Here is a 22,409-nt window from a genome sequence, read left to right as displayed (position 1 = left end):
TAACATTTAAATGTTTTAATTGACTTTAAGAATAACTATCTATTCAAAAAACCCCATTTTTATTTAGTTATGATGAAAATGAATAAAACCATTGTATAAAATATTCATAGATAGCCAAAAACCAAAGAATAATTTTTCTACCAAATTAATACAATATTTTAAATAAAATAGCATATTAATTACTTTATTTTAAATAAAGCATCTTAATGATTTTATTTATTAATATGTATAATACAATAAGTAATATTGATTAAATATATTTTGCAAAAAAAATGATAATGTAAGTACTAAGTATAAGTCAGGATCGAAAATCACGAGGTTTGTATGGATAAAAAAAATAATAAAACTTTACATCGGAGTTTACAAAACCGTCATATTCAGCTAATTGCTTTAGGAGGTGCGATAGGTACTGGTCTATTTTTAGGTAGCTCATCAGTTATTAAATCTGCTGGACCATCTATTATTCTTGGTTATGCTATTGCAGGATTTATTGCATTTTTAATTATGCGTCAATTAGGTGAAATGGTTGTAGAAGAGCCAGTAGCTGGGAGTTTTAGTTATTTTGCTTACAAATACTGGGGAAATTTTGCAGGTTTTATTTCCGGATGGAATTATTGGTTTTTATATGTATTAGTCGCTATGGCTGAACTTACTGCAGTAGGCAAATATATTCAGTTTTGGTTTCCAAACACTCCCACTTGGATAAGCGTTACTATATTTTTTTTATTAATTAATGCAATTAATTTAACTAATGTAAAATTATTCGGAGAAATGGAATTCTGGTTTGCACTTATTAAAATAATTGCTGTTATTAGTATGATTATTTTTGGTAGTTGGTTAATTATAAGTAATAACGGTGGTCCACAAGCATCAATTACTAATCTGTGGAATAAAGGTGGTTTTTTTCCAAATGGCATTACAGGGCTTATAATGATGATGGCAATAATTATGTTTTCATTCGGTGGCCTAGAATTAGTAGGTATTACTGCAGCAGAAGCTGAGAATCCACAAAAAAGCATTCCAAAAGCTACTAATCAAGTGTTATGGCGAATTTTAATTTTTTATATTGGCTCTTTAACGGTATTACTATCTTTGATGCCTTGGATGCTTATTACTCAAGATACTAGTCCATTTGTTTTAATTTTTCATCAATTAGGAGAAGCTAAAGTAGCTAATGTGCTCAATGTCGTTATATTAACAGCAGCTCTCTCGGTATACAATAGCTGTGTATACTGTAATAGTCGTATGTTATTTGGATTAGCAAAACAAGGTAACGCACCAAAAGTACTATTGAATCTAGATTGCAATGGCATTCCAGTAAATACTATTTTTTTATCTGCTTCGGTAACAGCATTATGTGTTTTAATAAATTTTCTTATGCCAGGAGAAGCTTTTGGGATTTTTCTATCATTAGTAATTTCTACACTAGTAATTAATTGGGCTATGATTAGTTTAACGCATATGAAATTTCGTAAGAAAAAAGAAAATCAAGATTTAACAATACATTTTAAGGCTATTCTCTATCCAATTGGTAATTGGCTTTGTTTACTATTTATGTTAGCATTAATAATTATTATGTCCATTAATACTGCTACGGTAATATCTGTATGGTTGATCCCTGTATGGTTAATAATTTTAACTATTGGATATTTTATTAAAAAAATAATACAAAAAACTTAATTTCATTTTATTTACATAACCAAATGAAAATGATAATTTCAATTCAATTTTATAATATGCATTATATTCTATCGAAACTTAAATATTTTTTAAAAGCTATTAACTAAATAGGATAAATGTTAAAAACATTATTATCTATTTTATTATTTAAATTATTTAATTCCTTTATATTGATAAGATCATATTTAAAAATTAAAACATATACATTAATTTAAATTAATTATATATAATAAATATATTTATATTATATTGAATAATAATATTTCTACATATTAACAAATTTTAAATCTTAATTTGAATGATTAAATAATAAAAATATTCTTACTACTATTACTTAATTTAATTTTACTAAAAAAAAATCTTATCAAGAAAATATTATAGTATTAATGAAATTAGAATATTTAACTCTATTAAATTTTTATATATATAAATAAACTAATCCCTAATGTTTGGACTATTGAGATGTTATTACACGGTTATACCCATCATAATTTTCAGACTTTAAATAAATATATAGAACAAGATATATCAGAATCTATTAATCGTGCACTTCGAGAAGATTTAGGAAATGAAATTAATGTAGATCATGACATTACAGCTTTAATTTTATCAAAAAATAAAAAAGCTAAAGGACAAATTATTACACGTGAAGCTGGAATTTTTTGCGGTAAGCGTTGGGTTGAAGAGATATTTATTCAGTTAAGTAATAAAAAAGTAAATATTAGATGGTATATAGAAGACGGTCAAAAGGTAATACCTAATCAAGTATTATTTGAACTTGAAGGACCAGCACATTTATTGTTAACGGCAGAACGTACTGTACTTAATTTTATTCAAATTTTATCAGGTATAGCTACAGAAGTTAATCGATATGTCGTAATACTAATATCTGAGAATAGTAAAATTCAAATACTTGATACTCGCAAAACATTACCTGGAATGCGTATTGCGTCAAAATATGCAGTAACATGTGGTGGTGGAATTAATCATCGTTTAGGTCTTTTCGATGCTTTTTTAATTAAAGAAAACCATATTATTGCTAGTGGTTCTATACGAAACGCAGTAAAAAAAGCGATGCAATTGTATCCAAATATACCTATAGAAGTTGAAGTTGAAAATATATACGAATTACAGGAAGCACTTGATGCGAATGTTAAGATAATTATGTTGGATAACTTTAAACTTGATATGATATATCAAGCAGTAGAAATTGTTAATAATCGTGCTTTACTAGAAGTTTCAGGTAATATTAATGAAATAATTTTAAGACAAGTAGCACATACTGGTATTGATTATGTTTCAATCGGTGCTATTACTAAGCATATACATGCACTTGACCTTTCTATGCGTTTTTATTCTATATAAAAAACTTTACAATAAAGATACAGAAGATAAGTAAAGTTTTTTATATAAAACTATTTTTAGTATTATAAATAATAAAGTAAATATACTAGCATGGTATAACTATAATTTTCATTATGATATATACTACAATTATATAAATTTAGTCAAGTAAAAAACAAACTAATTTATATTTTATTGTTTACTACTAGTATAAGTTAATTATTAAAATATTAGGAGAGCGACATGTCTTTTACCGTTGCGCTTACTGGTGGTATTGGTAGTGGCAAAAGTACTATTGCTAATGCTTTTGCAGCACTAGGTGTTAATATTATTGATGCTGATGTTATTGCTAGAGAAGTAATTCAACCAGGATCTCTAGCTTTAAAAGCAATTGTTCAACGTTATAATAAATCTATTTTAAATGCTGATGGTACACTCTGTCGTTCTATATTACGTAAAATTATTTTTGGAAAACCAAAAGAAAGAAATTGGATTAATCAACTATTACACCCATTAATAAATAAACGTACACAACAACTTATTAAAAATTTAGCCACATCACCATATATTATTTGGGTAATTCCATTGTTAATAGAAAATAAAATTCAGTGTTTAGCAGATCGAGTTTTAGTAATTGATATAAATGAAACTATACAATTACAACGTACTAAAAAACGTGACAATATTTTACTTAACCAGGCTAAAAAAATTATTGCTACACAAACTAATCGTGAAAGACGTCTACAATATGCAGATGATATTATTGATAATAATGGTAGATTAGAAAAATCTTTAATGCGTGTTATTGAGCTCCATAATAACTATATTACGCTTTCCAGTATTCGGAAAAATTAATATCATGAGCGAAGTAGTTTTATTTGAACACCCTTTGAATGAAAAAATGCGTACTTGGTTACGCATTGAATTCTTAATAAATCAATTATATGAAACATTACCTATAACAGGTACAATATCAGCTTTATGTCTTTTTCGTGTTTTAAGTGAACTATTAGATCTTTTTGAACGCGGTGATATGCGTACTGAACTATTAAAAGAATTAGAAAAACAACAGCAAAAATTACGATTTTGGGTAGATGTACCCGGCGTAGATGAGCACATTATTCAACAATTAAGAGAAAAATTAAAATATCAATGTCATACATTAATAAGTGCTCCTCGCCTAGGGCAAAAACTAAGAGAAGATCGTTTGATTGCATTGGTACGACAACGACTTAATATTCCTGGAGGATGTTGTAGTTTTGATTTACCTAGTTTACATATCTGGTTACATCAACAACAATCTTTACGTGACATGCAAGTTGAAAATTGGTTAGAATCTCTTAACCCATTAAATAATTCTATTAGTATAATTCTTGACCTAATTCGTCAAACTGGCGTGTTTCATAATCAAACTAGCCTCAATGGTTTTTATCAAAATAATGCTGAAGGAGCTGATTTACTTCGTCTTCAGTTAACTTTAGAAGACAAAATCTACCCACAAATATCAGGATATAAAAGCCGATATGCTATTCGTTTTTTACCGTTAGATAATGAATTAGGTAAAGTACCAACTTGCTTACATTTTGAATTGGCTTGTTGTTAACCCTATATATCATAATTTTAATTATAATAGTTAATATTTCACTATTAATGGTTTATTTAATTTTTTAAAATAGTAAAAATATTATGTAGATAAAAAAGAACAACTTAAATACGCAATGATATGATACACCTCAAAAAAATGACAAAGATCTAGAACTTTAAAATCATCTAAGAAAATTAGATTTTTTATAATAAATGCCCATGGCATTGCTTATATTTTTTTCCTGAACCACATGGACAAGGTTGATTACGACCTACTTTACGATCTTTATTTTTTCTAGTTATTATAGTATTTATATGATTTTTTTTGTTTTCTATATTTATATCATCTACATCGCTTATTGGCTGTTGTACTATACTATATGCATGTTTATAACTATGTTGTTTTTCTATTTTAGGTATATCTTTAAGCATACTAACCTGAACTTTACTTAATATGCTAATTACTTCATATTTCAATGATTCTAACATTGTAGAAAACATAGCAAAAGATTCACGCTTATATTCTTGTTTCGGATCTTTTTGTGCATAACCACGCAAATGTATACCTTGACGTAAGTAATCCATTGCAGCTAAATGTTCTTTCCAAAGAGAATCCAACGTCTGAAGCATTATATTTTTTTCAAAATTACGAATTATGTCAATACCAACCATTTTTTCTTTAAAGGAATACTTTTCTATCACACTATTTATAATCCAATTACGTAGTAGTTCTTCATTTAAAACTTTTTCTTTCTTTAAACAATCATTTATAGAAATATCTAGATCAAAATCATTATATAAACAATGTTCTAATCCTTCTATATTCCACATTTCTTCTAATGAATCTGGTGGAATGTATTTGTTAATAATATTATTTAGAACATCCTTACGTATTTTATTAATAGTTTCAGATATATTAGGTACATCGAGAAGTTCATTACGTTGACTATAAATAGCAAGACGTTGATCGTTAGCTACATCATCATATTCAAGTAATTGCTTGCGAATATCAAAGTTGCGATTTTCAACTTTACGCTGTGCATTTGCAATGGCCTTAGTTACCCATGGATGTTCAATAGATTCATTTTTTTTCATTCCTAGCTTACGCATCATGTTCAATACTCGTTCTGAAGCAAAAATACGCATTAATGCATCTTCCATTGATAGATAAAATCGTGATGAACCTACATCACCTTGTCGTCCAGAACGACCTCGTAATTGATTATCAATACGACGTGATTCATGACGTTCTGTACCGATAATATGAAGACCACCAGCAGATAATACTTCATCATGACGTTTTTGCCATGAAATTTTAACTGCTTTGATTATTTCTTTAGTAGGATTAACTAAAGTAGCTATTTCAGCTTGCCAACTACCACCCAATACAATATCAGTACCACGACCAGCCATATTTGTAGCAATAGTTACTGTTCCAGGTTGTCCAGCTTGTGCAATAATATCAGCTTCTCGTGCGTGAAATTTAGCATTTAAAACATTATGTTTGATTCCAGCAATGGTTAATTCTTGAGAGACAAGTTCAGATTTTTCAATTGAAATTGTACCTACTAATACTGGTTGTTTTCTAGCTTTACAAGAACGAACATCGTCAATGATAGCACTAATTTTTTCTTTTTCTGTCATATATACTAAATCAGGTAAATCTTTACGGATCATTGGACGATTAGTAGGAATAACAATAGTGTTTAACTTATAAATAGATTTAAATTCGAAGGATTCGGTATAAGCTGTACCTGTCATACCAGCAAGTTTTTCATAAAGACGAAAATAATTTTGAAAAGTTATAGAAGCTAAAGTTTGATTTTCATTTTGAATTTCAACATTTTCTTTGGCTTCTATTGCTTGATGTAAGCCATCAGACCAACGACGTCCTTTCATAGTACGACCAGTATGCTCGTCTACGATGATGACTTCACCATCTTTTACGATATAATCAACATCTCTAATAAACAAAGAATGAGCTCGTAAAGCAGCATTAACATGATGCATGAGCATAATATTAGATGATGAATATAAAGATTCACCATGTTTCATAATATCTTGTTTTACTAATAATTCTTCAATTTTAATAAGACCATATTCTGTCATATGTGCTTGACGAGCCTTTTCATCTATCCAGAAATCACCTCCACCATTAAAAGTTTCAGAATCTTCTTTTTCTTGACGTACTAAATATGGAATAATTTTATTCATTTTAATGTATAAATCTGAACTATCTTCTGCTGGTCCTGAAATGATAAGTGGAGTACGTGCTTCATCGATTAATATAGAATCTACTTCATCTATTAAAGCATAATGAAGTTTACGTTGTACTCGTTCTTCTGGACTAAAAGCCATGTTATCACGCAAATAGTCAAATCCATACTCGTTGTTTGTACCATAAGTAATATCAGCAGCATAAGCTTCTCTTTTAGCTACTTGTGATATATCAGGCAAGTTAATTCCTACTGTTAAATCTAAAAACTCAAAGAGAGGTCTATTATTTTCTGCATCTCGCTGTGCTAGATAATTATTTACAGTGACAACATGTACTCCTTGACCACTAAGAGCATTTAAGTAAGCTGGTAATGTTGATGTTAATGTTTTACCTTCTCCAGTTCGCATTTCAGCAATACAGCGATCATTTAATACCATACCACCTATTAATTGTACATCAAAATGACGCATACCAAATACACGCTTACTTGCTTCACGTACTGTAGCAAAAGCTTCTAATAGCAAATTTTCTAAACTTTCACCTTGTACTAAGCGTTCACGAAATTGACTAGTCTTTTTTTTCAGTTCTTTATCCGAAATTTTTTTAAAATCATCTTCCATTTGATTAATAATATCTACAATTTTATACATACGGCGTAATATGCGATCGTTGCTATTACCCCAATATTTAGTAAAAAACTTAATTAACATAATAATTATTCTCAATTTATTTATACGTTCTTTCGATTAAAATATAAAATAAAATACAAATATTAAGAGTTGAATAACGAAAAACTTAATATGAACCATAAATAGAAAACGGTTAGGTAAAAAGAATAAAGCACGTTATAACATATTGAATATTAGCATATTATAATTCTTTATAGTATTAGTTATAGCGTATGATCGGTTAATAGTGATTTCATAATCGACATTATATTAATTTAAAAAAATAAGAATATAACGATACGGGTCGTTACATATTACTTCAGTAATATACTTTATTTTGATTAAAGTAGCACTTTGTTATAGAAGAATAAAATAATTAAAACTAAATTTAAATTAGAAAAAATATTTACTAGTATAAAAATAAAAAATAATATAATTTTTTAATCACTATAAAAAATTATATTCATTTAATGATATTTATTTTACATTAACAAAATAAAATCCAGTAGTTATTCAAATAAACTATTGAAATATATATAAAACTAGTGTTTTTATATTTAAATTATAATATGGCTAAATTAGATATTTTAAATATTAATGGTAATTCAGATTCGTCTTCATATGTAACCCATTCCCAACATTCTTGTTTTGCTATTAGCTCTTTTAATAATTTATTATTTAATGAATGACTAGATTTAAAAGCAGAAAATGCTCCAATAAAATTATAACCACAGATAAATAGATCTCCTATAGCATCTAGCATTTTATGCCGTACAAATTCATCTTTAAAACGTAATCCATCTGCATTAAGTACATGAAAATCGTCAAGACCAATAGCACAATCTAAGCTAGCACCTAAACACAATTTTTTAGATTGTAAATATTTTATTTCATGAATAAAACCGAATGTACGTGCTCGACTAATTTGATCAATAAAAGATTTTGCAGAAAATTTTAATTTATATCGCTGTGAGCTCGAGTAAATTACCGGATGTTTAAAATCAATAGTAACATCAAGTAAAAACCCATTGTAAGGTTTAATTTCTGCCCATTTATCACCATCAGTTACACTAACTAGCTGTTTAATACGTATAAATTTTTTTGCACTATTTACCTCTTTAATACCTGCATTCATCATTAAAGAAATAAAAGGAGCAGCGCTGCCATCCATAATTGGTATTTCAGGTGCATCGACTTCGATAATAATATTATCTATTCCTAATCCAGCAAGAGCAGCGTTTAAATGCTCAACTGTTGAAATACGTATGCCTTTATTATTTATTAAACAAGTATTTAAAATAGTATTGTGAACATATTTTTCATTAACTGAAAAATCAACTGGTGGATTTAAGTCAATGCGACGATAGATAACTCTAGTATTAGCTGATGCAGGTCGCAAAGTTAACGTTACCTTTTTGCCAGTATGCAAACCGATACCAACCGTCCTTACAATATGTTTTAATGTCCTTTGTTTAATCATTGCATATCTCGCAAATCTTTCATCATGCTGAAAGTATAAATAATCGTCGCTAACTAATTCAGCACAAAAAACAAAAAATGAGTTTCATAAAATTTAATCTGCTTGCTTACGTAAGAAAGCTGGTATATCTAAGTAGTCTGGTTCTTTATTAGACGTAGACGATATAGATTGTTCATTAATAATTTTATTAGTTGATTTTTGTTCTTGAGGTAAAGACAAAATACTATTTTGTTGATTACAATGATCTATTGTTGAATGAGGTATTGGTTTTGGAGTCACTAAAGTTATCTCTGAACGTTTATCCATACTAATGCCAGTAGCTACTACTGTCACACGTAGTTCATCATTCATCTCTGGATCTAAGGAAGTACCAATTACTACAGTAGCATTATCTGAAGCAAAGGCCCTAATAGTATTACCTACCGTCTCAAATTCATCAAGCCGAAGATCAAATCCAGCAGTAATATTAACTAAAACACCACGAGCACCTGATAGATCAATATCTTCTAAAAGTGGACTAGATATTGCCATTTCAGCTGCTTCTTCTGCACGATCTTCCCCACATGCAACTCCAGATCCCATCATAGCATAGCCCATTTCTGACATCACAGTGCGGACATCTGCAAAATCGACATTCATAAGACCAGGACGAGTAATTAATTCAGCTATTCCTTGTACAGCACCTTTCAGGACATTATTCGCTGCACTAAAAGCATCTAAAAGAGAAATACCGCGTCCTAAAACTTTTAATAGTTTATCGTTAGGAATAGTAATTAATGAATCAACATGCTTAGAAAGTTCAGCTATCCCTTGTTCAGCAAAAGCCATACGTTTTTTGCCTTCAAAATTAAATGGCTTTGTTACTACAGCAACAGTTAATATGCCTAAATCTTTTGCAACTTCTGCTACAACTGGAGCTGCACCAGTTCCAGTACCACCACCCATACCAGCTGCAATAAATACCATATCTGCACCGTCTAATGCAGCACGTAATGCTTCACGATCTTCTTCTGCTGAAGTCCTACCTACTTCTGGATTTGCACCAGCACCAAGACCTTTAGTAATATTAATGCCAATCTGAATAGTTTGGTTAACTGATGTTTTACGTAATGCTTGTGCATCTGTATTTACAGCAAAAAATTCCACTCCTTCAATACGTTCACGTACCATATGCTCTGAAGCATTACCACCACCACCGCCGATACCAATGACTTTAATCACAGCATCTTTAGTTAGTTCCATAGGTTCAAACATAATTGTTCCCCGTTATGTATTTGTTACTTGGAAATCATCAATACTGTCAACATGATCTCCTTTATTGAAAAGTTAAAATTCTTCTCTTAGCCATTTATGTATTTTTTTAAACCACTTGCTCATTACAGTTTGTTTTTGTGTTTCATTATCACTCATATGTAACTCTTTACCATAATGCAACAATCCTACTGCTGTTGAGTAATATGGCTCTTGAGCATAATCTACTAACCCAGTAATATTTAACGGTTGTCCAATACGAACTTGAGTTTGAAATACGCGTTTTGCACATGCCGCTAAACCATTTATCTGAGATGCACCACCTGTTAATACAATACCAGCTGCCAAATGATGCTTTACTCCTTGATGCTGTAACCTGTTTTGTAATTGTAAAATCTCATTATTAACTAAATGTAACAATTCAGTATAACGTGGTTCAATAACTTCAGCCAAAGTTTGGCGCTGTAGACAACGTGGTGGACGCCCGCCAACACTTGGCACTTCTACATTTTCATCTTTACTAACAATCGAACTTAAAGCACAACCATATCTTATTTTTATTATTTCTGCATCAGTAGGTGGTGTACTAAAAGCATACGCAATATCACTTGTTACTACATTTCCTGCATAAGGAATGACTTTAGTGTAACGTAATGCTCCACCTGTGTAGATAGCTAAATCCATTGTTCCACCACCTATATCAACTAAACATACTCCTAATTCACGTTCATCTTCAGTTAGTACAGAAAAACTAGAAGCTAGTCCAGCAAAAATAAGTTGATCAACTTTTAAGCCACAACGTTCAACAACTTTAACAATATTTTTTGCCATATCATTATGGCATGTAATTAAATGTACTTTTGCTTGCATTCTTATACCAGAAAGTCCTACTGGATTTTTTATTCCTTCTTGATAATCAATTGCATACTCTTGAGGAATAACATGTAAAATACGATGTTCATCCCGAACACGAACAGATTTTGCCGTGTGTACTACATTTTCTACATCATCTGGAATAACTTCTTCTTCAGAAATTGGAACTATACCTATTTCATTTTGACAACTAATGTGTTTGCCAGATAAAGCAAGGTATACAGATGAAATTTGACAATCAGCCATCAATTCCGCCTGTTCAATTGCTCGTTGTACGCACTTTACTATTGATTCTAGATCGTTTACACCACCTTTATCCATTCCACGAGAAGGACCACTACCTACTCCAATAATATTTATCATACCATCAGGCAAAATTTTTCCAATCAAGACAGCAACTTTTGTAGTGCCGATTTCTAATCCTACTACTAGTTTTTTATCCGTTGCCTTGTTTATCATAAATGGTAGCCTGCACTTGATTCTATTACTAATTAAGTTCTTATTCTACTAAATCTAATGATTCTTATACCATCCAACTGCAGCTCCAGAATCATAACGTAAATCAATGTAGCTAATAATCTGATGTTGATTATTGGCTTCTTGTTGTAGTTCTGGATACATTTGAATAAAACGTTTTAACCTATTAATTGTATCACTACGGCCAAGTTCAATTCGTAAATTATCACTAGTAATTAGTTCCCATGAATGACTAACTGTAGTTGAAGCAAGTTTTAATTTATATTTTCTTTTACGTAATACATCATTTATAATATTATAATCATATAGTACTTCTTTTTCTTGGTTTTTTGGACCATATATCAATGGTATATCTTCTTTCTTATTCAAATAATTAGAGGGAATTTTAAATAAAATACCATCAGCATCTATTGCATATAAATCATTCCAATATGCAATAGGAATAAACTCTACAAGATGAATTTTTAATATATCAGGCCACTGCTTACGTATGCTAACCTTTTTAATCCAAGGTAAATGCTTGATGTGTTCTTGAATGATTCGTATGTTTTGCGACATAAACGTTTTTGGATTTCCGCTTATTGATAAAATCGCCTGACGAATATCATTGTGAGTCGTATAATGCATTTTACCAGTCAATAATAATTTAGAAATAGGTAAACGAGATGGGTCATTGATCCATTTAAGTAGTATTAGTATAAAAACTATAATAATGATATTAACAAACCAAAAACATATTATACCAAATAATCTATTGTTTTTTAAATTCATATTTAATTGAAATATTTGTTTTTTTATGTATTCTACCAGAAGAATACATCAATTAGCTAACTCCAAAATACGTGCTACTAACTGTGAAAAACTATATCCTGCATGTTTTGCAGCTATTGGTACTAAACTGTGATTCGTCATACCAGGAGAAGTATTGACTTCTAATAAATAAAAGTTTTCATTCTGATCAGCCATTACGTCTACTCGACCCCAACCACTACAACCCAATACATTCCAAGCTGATAAAACAAGTTGTTGTAATCTTATTTCTTGACTACTACTTAATCCACTGGGGCAGAAATATTGTGTATCATTAACGATATATTTCGCCTCATAATTAAAAAAATCATTTCTCGTTTCAATACGAATAGAAGGTAATACTTGATTACCAATTATACTTACAGTATATTCAGATCCATTAAGAAAAGTTTCAATTAAGACATCTTGATCATAAAGAAAAGCTTTCTGCAACGCTTTACATAAAAAATCTATATTATTTACTAAACTAATACCAAAACTAGATCCTCCACAATTTGGTTTAATAATTAAAGGTAATCCTAGAGAAAAAATTTTCTTTTTTATGTGATCATCCAATCCAGAATCATATTGTGTACGTGTTAACCAAACATAATTGCTTACTGGTAGTCCTTTACCTTTCCATAATAATTTGCTACGGATTTTATCCATTGATATAGCTGAAGCCATAAATCCACTACCCGTATAAGGAATCTGAAGAAAATCTAATACTGCTTGCAACGTGCCATCTTCACCACCACGGCCATGTAGGGCAATAAAAATTTTTGTAAAATTATTTTTTTTTAAATCTAATATTGATACATCCTGAGTATCTAAAGCATGAGCTTCAATACCTAATTCATTTAATCCAGATAAAATTGCAAGACCAGACATCAAAGAAATATCACGTTCTACTGAATTACCTCCCATTAAAACTGCTATTTTATTAGTCATGATGATAAATCTCTACTTTTACTGAACTTGAAGGTTTCAAGTAGATATCAGCAAGTTTACGTGCAATTTTACTTATATTACCTGCACCCTGTACTATGATAAAATCATTACCTGAAAGTAATGGAGCCAGTACTTCTGGTAATGTATCGCATTTGGAAATAAAAATAGGATTAACTTTTCCGTGACTACGGATAGCATGACAAAGTAATTGACTGCTTACTTCAGGAATAGCAGTTTCTCCTGCTGAATAAACATCTAACATAAGAAGAACATCAACTTGAGCTAATACATTAGAAAAATCATCAAATAAATCACGAGTACGTGTATAACGATGTGGTTGAAATACCATAACTAATCTTCTTCCTGGCCAACCAGCACGTGCGGTTTTAATAGTTACATCTACTTCTGTTGGATGATGACCATAGTCATCAACTAGCATAGCACTTCCTGGATGACCATTAATTATTGCTGTATTAAACTCTCCCAAGACATCAAAACGACGCCCAGTTCCTTGGAAAGTTTTTAACGCAATTAATGTATCGCTATCATTAATACCTTCTTCACTAGCTACTGCCACAGCAGCAGCTGCATTAAGAGCATTATGACGACCAGGTGCATTCAATGTAATATGCAATATTGGTTTATCCTTACGAATAAGATTAAAGTACCCCTGTGCACCACATTGTTTATAGTTTTCAATACGTACATCAGCCTTATTACTAAAACCATATGTTGTAATCTGACGTCTAATACATGGAATTAGATCATGGATTACTTCATCATCTACACATAATACTGCTCGTCCATAAAATGGTAAATTATGTAAAAAATTAATAAATGTTTTTTTTAAATTCTCAAAATTTCCTTGATAAGTATCCATGTGTTCAGCTTCAATATTAGTAATAATTGCTACCATTGGCTGTAAATGGAGAAAAGATGCATCACTTTCATCTGCTTCAGCAATAAGATAACGACTACTTCCTAGACGTGCATGTGTGCCAGCAGCTTTTACTAAGCCACCATTAACAAAAGTAGGATCTAGACCACCTTCTGCATAGATACTAGCTATCATAGCAGTAGTAGTAGTTTTTCCATGCGTACCAGCAACGGCAATACCATGACGAAATCGCATTAATTCAGCTAGCATTTCTGCACGTCTAATTATTGGGATACGTTGTTCACGTGCAGCGACTAACTCTGGATTATCCTTCGCTACAGCTGTAGAAACTACTACTACATTTGCATTAGTTACATTTTCTGGACAGTGTTTAAAATAAATAGTCGCTCCTAATAAAGATAAATGATTAGTCACTTGGTTAGGTACAAGATCAGAACCACTAATATAATAACCTTCATTTGCCAACACTTCAGCAATACCTCCCATACCAGCACCGCCAATTCCAACGAAATGAATGTGTCGAACACGATGCATTTCAGGCACAATAGAACGTATTTTTGCTAATTGTTGTGTATTCATATATTTTTGTTAACTGTACCTTTTATAACTTTATATTAGTATTTTCTTTAATTTAAAGTAATTATTAAATTACTTTAATAATTACTTATTTTGCTACACAGATAATTATTTCAGAAACTTTATTTATTGTATTTGCTCTATATATTTGACGAGCTTTTTCTGCCATAGTTAATAACTGAGCTCTATTCAAAGAGCAAATTATTTTTTCTATTGCATCTACAGTAAAATGTGATTGCAAAAAAATTTTTGATGCACCTATTCTTTCTAGAAATAATGCATTTAAGTACTGATGTCGATCCTTATGTGAAAATGGAACAAAAATTGATGGTAAACCTATAGCTATTAATTCGCTTACAGTCAGTGCTCCAGAACGACATAGTACTATATCAGCCCAGGAATAAGCTTCAGCCATATCATCAATAAAATCAACAACTTTATGCTGTATCTGACCAATTGTAATATACGCTTGTTTTACCTTTTCTTGGTCATTCTTTCCAGTTTGGTGCCATATTATGATTTTATCATCTAACTTTGCAGCAACATGTGGCATAATTTTATTAATGATATCAGCTCCTTGACTACCACCCATTACTAATAAACGCAATGGTCCATTACGTCCTTTGAAACGTTCTTTAGGTAAAGGTAATTCTAATAAATTTTTACGTATTAGATTACCAACTGTATCAGCTTTAGGTAAGGTACCCGGAAATGCTTCCATTACTCTAGTAGCTATTTTTGCCAGCCATTTATTAGTTAATCCAGCAACACTATTTTGTTCGTGAATTATTACTGGAATGCCACAACTCCATGCTGCTAAACAACCTGGTCCAGAAACATAACTTCCCATACCAAGTACTACATTAGGAGACCATTCTTTTATAATACGACGAGCTTGCCGCCATGCATTAAAAATTCGTATTGGTGCTAATAGTAAAATTTTTAAATTTTTATTACGTAATCCACTAATACAAATAAATTTAATATTAATTCCATGTTTTGGTACCAAATCAGCTTCTATACGATCGGCAGTTCCTAACCAAAGTACTTGCCAATTTTTTTCTATCATAACATTGGCAATAGTAAGCCCAGGAAATACATGTCCTCCAGTTCCTCCTGCTATTATCATTAGCCGCTTTTTACTCATGTTAAAAACCTCTAATAAATGCTTGAGATGTAGCAAGACGTGTTTCATAATCTATACGTAATAAAAACATGATAGCAATCAACATTATTATAAGACTAGAACCACCATAACTAACTATAGGTAATGTAAGGCCTTTAGTAGGTAAGATACCAGAAGCAGCACCTACATTAATTAATGTTTGAAAACTAAACCATATACCAATTGAACATGCAAAAAATCCAGAAAAAGATTGCTTTATTTCTAATGCTCGTCGACCAATTAACATTGCACGAAAAGCTATAAAAAATAGCAGCAATAATGCTATAACTACACCTATATAGCCTAATTCTTCTCCTAGAATAGAAAAAATAAAATCAGTATGAGCATCGGGTAAATATTCTAATTTTTGAATAGAATTACCAAGTCCTTTACCACATAATTTACCACGACCAAATGCTATAAGTGATTGTGTTAATTGATATCCACTACCAAACGGATCGTTCCATGGATTCCAAAAAGATGTTATACGACGTATACGATAAGGTTCAGCAATAATCAGTAAAACTACTGATCCAATACTTATAATAATGATCGTTAATAAATGCCAAATTTTAGCACCTGCTAAAAATAATATTGCTAATGTAGTAACAAACAACACTACCACTGAACCAAAATCTGGTTGTGCTAATAGTAATATAGATAGCATTAACATAATACCTACAGGTTTACAAAAACCCCAAAATTTATTACGTACTGCTTCTAGCTTACGCATTAAATAATTAGATAAATAACAAAAAAGTGATAACTTCGAAAATTCTGCTGGTTGAATATGTATTGGTCCTAAAATAATCCATCGATATGCACCATTTACTGAATTTCCAATAAGTAATGCAAGAATAAGTATAATGACTGATATGATTAAGATAATATTACTATAATTCTGCCAGAAAATCATTCTAATACGTAGTATAAATGGAGCTACACTAAGTGCAAGCAAGATATAAAGTGCTTCACGTTTAGCAAAATAAAAAGTATCTTTAGTTAAAATCTGTCCGATTGGTATTGAAGCTGAGGTTACCATAATGAAACCAAATATAACTAAACTAAAAGTTGTCCATAATAAGGTACGGTCATATAACGGTATTAACTTATTATTATGTATATATCTTCCAATCATTACTTAATTTTAGAATTTAACAAGGAGATAAAAATATTGGTATAAAATTATTTATTTTTTTTAGCTAATTGTGAAAATATATTGCCTCGATGTTCAAAATTTTGGAATTGATCACAACTACTACAAGCTGGTGATAGGAGAACTACATCGCCTCTTTTTACTCTTACTACAATTAGCTCCATTGCTTGTTGTAAAGTTTCAGTACGTGTAGCTATTTCTGGACGCAAAGCAGCTAGAGTATCACCATCACGACCAAAACAAAAAAGTTTTACATTATCCTTCTTACTGAGATATAATTTTAATCGGCTAAAATCTGCTTTTTTACTGTCTCCGCCAAGTAATAACCATAATGTACCTTGTAATTCATTTAAATTCTTTAAAGCTGCTTCAGTACTGGCAACATTAGTAGCCTTAGAATCATTAATCCAACGTATACCATTAGCTTCATGAATTAACTGAAATCGATGTGGTAAACTAGAAAAAGTAGTTAAAGCTTTTAAAATACAATCACGAGGAATGGAAATTGCATCAGCTATAGCTAGTGCTGATAGAACATTGATATAATCATGTTTATTAAATATACTAATATCATCAATATTGAATATTTTTTTACCTCGTACTAAGAGCCATGTATTACCATCGCACTGATGGAAATGATAATCTCCAATATGTTTACCGAAACTAATATATCTTTTCCCTGTATTATATATTGGAATCGTCCTAATATCATCAGCATTAACAATACAAACATTAGCATTTTTATAAATTCGTAATTTAGCAGCACGATATTGCTGAATTCCTAAAGGATATCGATCCATATGATCTTCTGTAACGTTTAAAACAGTAGCAACCATAGCTTTTAAGCTATAAGTCGTTTCTAGTTGAAAACTAGAAAGTTCTAATACATAAAGCTGTACTGAATATTTTAATAGGTTTAATACCGGAAAGCCGATATTACCACCTACACCTACTGACCACCCTGCTGATTGCGCCATTTCACTAATTAATTTTGTTACTGTGCTCTTACCGTTAGATCCAGTAATAGCTACAATGGGGGCTTGGGCTTCACGACTAAATAACTCTATATCACCTATAATCTCAATACCAGCATTAGCTACCTTTTTTAATAAAGGATGTGATAGTGGAATACCTGGACTCGTTATAACTAAATTACTTTTCAAAAGCCAATCACTATTAATACCACCTAAATAACATTCCACTTGTTTTGGTAATTTATTTAATCCATATGGTGATTTATGAATATCCATAATTCGCGGATTAATACCCTGTGCTAGAAAAAAATTAACACAAGAGAGACCAGTTATGCCAAGTCCAAGGATAACTACTTGTCTACCGCGATAATCAACCATATTAACGTACCTTTAATGTTGCTAATCCAACTAATACAAATATTAAAGAAATAATCCAACAGCGAACTATTATACGTGGTTCTGGCCATCCCTTTAATTCATAGTGATGATGGATTGGAGCCATAAGAAAAATACGTCGACCACGTATTTTAAATGATCCTACTTGTAAAATGACAGATAATGTTTCAATAACAAATACACCACCCATTATTATTAATAAAAATTCTTGACGTAATAATACTGCTAATGTTCCCAATGCACCACCTAAAGCTAATGAACCTACATCACCCATAAATACTTGTGCTGGATAAGTGTTAAACCATAAAAATCCTAAACTTGCACCAATAATAGAAGTACAAACAATGACTAATTCACTCGCATGATGCAAATATGGAATATGTAAATATTCAGCAAATATTATATTACCACTTACCCAGGATATAAGAGCAAATCCAGCAGCTACAAGTACAGTAGGAATAATAGCTAGACCATCTAAACCATCAGTTAGATTGACAGCATTACCAGTTCCTACAATAACAAAATGAGCTAATATAATATAAAAAAAACCTAATTGTGGTGTAATGTCTTTAAAGAATGGTATAACCAATTGGGTTGCTGATGTATTTTTACTTGTAATATATATACCTAAAGCTAAAAATATTGATATTAATGACATCCAAAAATATTTCCAATATGCAGATAATCCTTTAGAATTTCTATGTACTACTTTAATATAATCATCAATAAAACCAATAAAACCAAAACTTAAAAGAACTATTAATACACACCAAATATATGGATTAGATGGATATGCCCAGATCATAACTGAAATAGTAATTGAGATTAAAATCATAATTCCACCCATGGTCGGTGTCCCACACTTACTTAAATGTGATTCAGGACCATCATTACGTACAGTTTGACCAATCTGAAATTTTTTTAACCAAAAAATCATAGATTTACCCATCCAGAGAGAAATAAACAAAGCTGTGAGTAAACTAATTACTGCGCGGAATGTGAGATATGAAAAAATGTTGAAACCAGAATAAAAAAATTCTAAAGATTTAGCTAGCCATACTAGCATTTTGCTTTCTCCTGTAAGCCATATACTATCTGTTCCATGGCTGCCATACGTGAACCTTTAATTAAAATCGTTATATTTTTATATTCACATATCATTATCCATAAATGTTCCAAAAGTAAATTTTTATTAGTGAAATGTTTACCTTTATTACTTTTTTCACTGATTAAATGGCTAAATCTACCAATGCTTAGTATATAATCAATTTCTGCACTTTTAACTAGTTCACCTATTTTGATATGTAATGCTTCTGATTGACATCCTAATTCTAACATATCCCCCGTAACCAGCACACGAAAACCAGGCATATGACTTAATACATCAATAGCAGCCGTCATAGATCCAATATTTACATTATAACTATCATCAAGTACTAATTTATTAGTTGTTAAATAAATTGGGAATAACCTACCAGGACAAGGGGATAATTTTTGTAAACCAGTTTGAATATTAGATAATGATGCATCTACAGACATAGAAAGTGCTGCAGCAGCTAATGCATTGGCAATGTTATGACGACCAGGCAATGGGAGTTTAATATCTATATTACCTCGTGGAGTATGTAAGGTGAAAAATGTACTAGTTGTTTTAAATACGATATCACTGGCGCTAAATTCGGCATTAGTAATTGGTTTAAGAGAAAAACTCCATAATTTCTTATTCACTAAATATGAATACCAGTTAGTCATGTCATTACTATCAGCATTAATAATTGCAGTACCATGTATAGGAAGATTATTAAAAATCTCACCTTTACCTTTAGCTACATTAGCTAAAGAACCAAAACCTTCTAAATGTGATGCTGATAAATTATTTATTAATACAGCTTCTGGGCAAACTAAATTAGTAGTGTAAGCAATTTCACCTTTATGATTAGCACCAAGCTCAATAACTATATAATCATGTTCTTTCGTAAGACGTAATAAAGTCATTGGTACACCTAAATCATTATTTAGATTACCTATATTACATAATGTTTTACCACATTGACTTAAAATAACTGATGTCATTTCTTTTACGGAAGTTTTACCTGAAGAACCAGTGAGTGCTACCACGCGTGCTTTTGATTGTTGGCGAACCCAAGCTCCAAGTTGACCAAAGGCAATACGCATATTAGATACTACAACTTGCGGTATTGAAGTAGGCATAAGTTGATTAACTAAAAGTGCACTCGCACCTTTTGTAACTGCTTCTGCGACAAAAGCATGAGCATCAAAATGTTTTCCTATTAATGCTACAAATAGGCTACCAGTAATAAATTTACGTGTATCGGTAGTAACATTTACAATAGTTAGATCCCTACCATATAGCCTACCACCACTAATTTCTGATAAAGTTTTAAGAGAAATGGGAATCATAGAGATATGCCTAATAAATTAGCAACAGTAAATCGATCGGAATAATTAATACGTCGATTACCAATAATTTGATATAATTCATGTCCTTTACCTGCAATTAATATTATATCATCAATTTTTGCATTCATTATAACATTAGTGACCGCTTGTAGCCTATTAGGAATAATATGTACTCGTTCCGGAGCATATACACCAGAAATAATATCATTTATTATAACTTTTGATTCTTCACTACGTGGATTATCATCAGTTATAATTACTACATCTGCATATCGTTCCGCGATATTACCCATTAATGCTCTTTTACCTCTATCTCGATCACCTCCACATCCAAATACACACCATAATTTTCCTTTACAGTGTAAACGTATTGCTTTCAAAGCATTCTCTAAAGCATCTGGTGTATGAGCATAATCTACAATTACAGTACTTTGTCCTGGTTTAGTAAATACTTCCATACGACCACATACTGGTTTCAGTTGAGAAGCACTGTTAACTAATTCATTGAATGGATAATTAAGAGTTAAAAGAGTTGCAAGAGCTAATAGCAAGTTATTTACATTAAACTTACCAATCAATTGACTATCAATCTTACCTTCACCCCAGCTAGAACTAAAATTGATATGAGATCCAGCATGATGATAATCAATAAATCTAGATTTTATAAAATTGTTAGTATTTAGTTGTAAATTATTTTTAATTGTAACAACAACAGCATTTGGACATTTAATAAACCATCGATGTTCTATTTCATTATTTACATTAATAATAATATTATTAACTTTATGTTCAGAAAAAAGTCGCCATTTTGCTGATTCATAATTTTGTATATCACCATGGTAATCAAGATGATCACGGCTTAAATTAGTTAATACTGCAATTTCAAATGGTAATGCAGCAACACGATATTGCATTAAAGCATGAGAAGAGATCTCCATCACAACTAAGCTAACTTGTTTCTTTGCAAAATTATATAAATTACGTTGTACTTCTACAGCTGAATCAGTAGTATTTTCTGTTAGAGTCAAATATCCGTATAAACCATTACCTATTGTGCCCATCACAGCACTATTTTTACCTAATATATTTGCCCACTGTGCAATCAATTGCGTCGTAGTCGTTTTACCATTAGTTCCGGTTACACCAATAATTTTTAATTTCTTAGCAGGTTGTTGATAGAAGCATCCAGCTAACGAAGAAAGATGTTTTAATAACTGCGACAAATAAATAACTGGAATACCATTAAATTCACGTATATCACCGTCTTTAGCTACACCTTCAGCCTCGGCAATAACAGCAACTACCCCTTGAGATATTGCATGAGAAATAAAATGACGACCATCAAAACGATGCCCTACTACAGCTATAAATAGATCACCATATACCGCAGAACGACTATCTATTACCATATCACGTAATATAATTGAAGGTACATTAGGTACTCTAGAAAAAAGTAAGTCGCGTAAGTTACAGTATGTTACTTGATTGCTCACTTTCTTTTGATACCC

At 30.8% G+C, this 22,409-nt stretch carries 17 protein-coding genes; 4 read left to right on the top strand and 13 right to left on the bottom strand.

Annotation, left to right across the window (positions count from 1 at the left end; translation table 11 throughout):
• Nucleotides 1-324: 324 nt before the first annotated feature.
• From FD728_RS00300 to zapD, 4 genes are all read left to right on the top strand, one after another.
• Entirely contained in the window at nucleotides 325-1,680 is a 1,356-nt protein-coding gene (locus FD728_RS00300) for an amino acid permease (RefSeq protein ID WP_159933671.1), read from the top strand.
• 462 nt (nucleotides 1,681-2,142) lie between these two features.
• A complete protein-coding gene (gene nadC / locus FD728_RS00295) occupies nucleotides 2,143-3,045 on the top strand; it encodes a carboxylating nicotinate-nucleotide diphosphorylase (RefSeq protein ID WP_159933669.1) in 903 nt (300 codons plus the stop codon).
• 222 nt (nucleotides 3,046-3,267) lie between these two features.
• The gene (gene coaE, locus FD728_RS00290; protein ID WP_159933667.1) at nucleotides 3,268-3,879 is read left to right on the top strand and encodes a dephospho-CoA kinase; all 612 of its coding nucleotides are present in this window, start codon (nucleotides 3,268-3,270) and stop codon (nucleotides 3,877-3,879) included.
• Between the two features lie 4 nt (nucleotides 3,880-3,883).
• The gene (zapD, locus tag FD728_RS00285) at nucleotides 3,884-4,627 is read left to right on the top strand and encodes a cell division protein ZapD (protein ID WP_159933665.1); all 744 of its coding nucleotides are present in this window, start codon (nucleotides 3,884-3,886) and stop codon (nucleotides 4,625-4,627) included.
• Nucleotides 4,628-4,812: 185 nt separating this feature from the next.
• Here zapD and secA read toward each other — a convergent pair whose 3' ends face one another.
• The 13 genes from secA to murE form a co-directional block, all read right to left on the bottom strand.
• Nucleotides 4,813-7,536: a preprotein translocase subunit SecA gene (secA, locus tag FD728_RS00280; RefSeq protein ID WP_159933663.1), complete on the bottom strand. Its 2,724-nt coding sequence runs from the start codon at nucleotides 7,534-7,536 to the stop codon at nucleotides 4,813-4,815.
• A 520-nt stretch (nucleotides 7,537-8,056) separates the two neighbouring features.
• Nucleotides 8,057-8,974, bottom strand: a complete 918-nt coding sequence (lpxC, locus tag FD728_RS00275; protein WP_159933661.1) for a UDP-3-O-acyl-N-acetylglucosamine deacetylase — start codon at nucleotides 8,972-8,974, stop codon at nucleotides 8,057-8,059.
• Between the two features lie 93 nt (nucleotides 8,975-9,067).
• Nucleotides 9,068-10,228, bottom strand: coding sequence for a cell division protein FtsZ (gene ftsZ, locus FD728_RS00270; protein ID WP_159933659.1), 1,161 nt, complete (start codon nucleotides 10,226-10,228; stop codon nucleotides 9,068-9,070).
• Between the two features lie 72 nt (nucleotides 10,229-10,300).
• Entirely contained in the window at nucleotides 10,301-11,554 is a 1,254-nt protein-coding gene (ftsA, locus tag FD728_RS00265; RefSeq protein WP_159934444.1) for a cell division protein FtsA, read from the bottom strand.
• A gap of 57 nt (nucleotides 11,555-11,611) precedes the next feature.
• Complete coding sequence (locus FD728_RS00260) at nucleotides 11,612-12,346, bottom strand: cell division protein FtsQ/DivIB (protein ID WP_159933657.1); 735 nt, start codon at nucleotides 12,344-12,346, stop codon at nucleotides 11,612-11,614.
• A gap of 48 nt (nucleotides 12,347-12,394) precedes the next feature.
• Complete coding sequence (locus FD728_RS00255; protein WP_159933655.1) at nucleotides 12,395-13,315, bottom strand: D-alanine--D-alanine ligase; 921 nt, start codon at nucleotides 13,313-13,315, stop codon at nucleotides 12,395-12,397.
• Complete coding sequence (murC, locus tag FD728_RS00250) at nucleotides 13,308-14,792, bottom strand: UDP-N-acetylmuramate--L-alanine ligase (protein WP_159933653.1); 1,485 nt, start codon at nucleotides 14,790-14,792, stop codon at nucleotides 13,308-13,310. The genes FD728_RS00255 and murC overlap by 8 nt, the downstream gene beginning before the upstream one ends.
• An 85-nt stretch (nucleotides 14,793-14,877) precedes the next feature.
• Nucleotides 14,878-15,936: an undecaprenyldiphospho-muramoylpentapeptide beta-N-acetylglucosaminyltransferase gene (gene murG, locus FD728_RS00245; RefSeq protein WP_159933651.1), complete on the bottom strand. Its 1,059-nt coding sequence runs from the start codon at nucleotides 15,934-15,936 to the stop codon at nucleotides 14,878-14,880.
• Nucleotide 15,937: 1 nt separating this feature from the next.
• Nucleotides 15,938-17,092, bottom strand: a complete 1,155-nt coding sequence (gene ftsW, locus FD728_RS00240; RefSeq protein WP_159933649.1) for a cell division protein FtsW — start codon at nucleotides 17,090-17,092, stop codon at nucleotides 15,938-15,940.
• 47 nt (nucleotides 17,093-17,139) lie between these two features.
• Nucleotides 17,140-18,462, bottom strand: a complete 1,323-nt coding sequence (gene murD / locus FD728_RS00235) for a UDP-N-acetylmuramoyl-L-alanine--D-glutamate ligase (protein WP_159933647.1) — start codon at nucleotides 18,460-18,462, stop codon at nucleotides 17,140-17,142.
• Between the two features lies 1 nt (nucleotide 18,463).
• Nucleotides 18,464-19,546: a phospho-N-acetylmuramoyl-pentapeptide-transferase gene (gene mraY / locus FD728_RS00230; protein WP_159933645.1), complete on the bottom strand. Its 1,083-nt coding sequence runs from the start codon at nucleotides 19,544-19,546 to the stop codon at nucleotides 18,464-18,466.
• The gene (gene murF, locus FD728_RS00225; RefSeq protein ID WP_159933643.1) at nucleotides 19,540-20,901 is read right to left on the bottom strand and encodes a UDP-N-acetylmuramoyl-tripeptide--D-alanyl-D-alanine ligase; all 1,362 of its coding nucleotides are present in this window, start codon (nucleotides 20,899-20,901) and stop codon (nucleotides 19,540-19,542) included. The genes mraY and murF overlap by 7 nt, the downstream gene beginning before the upstream one ends.
• Entirely contained in the window at nucleotides 20,898-22,394 is a 1,497-nt protein-coding gene (gene murE, locus FD728_RS00220) for a UDP-N-acetylmuramoyl-L-alanyl-D-glutamate--2,6-diaminopimelate ligase (RefSeq protein WP_159933641.1), read from the bottom strand. The genes murF and murE overlap by 4 nt, the downstream gene beginning before the upstream one ends.
• Nucleotides 22,395-22,409 lie beyond the last annotated feature (15 nt).

It is taken from the genome of Pantoea sp. Aalb (assembly GCF_009829985.1).
In the GTDB taxonomy this organism is placed as follows: domain Bacteria; phylum Pseudomonadota; class Gammaproteobacteria; order Enterobacterales; family Enterobacteriaceae; genus SZZU01.
This window is presented reverse-complemented; position numbering and strand designations above follow the sequence as displayed.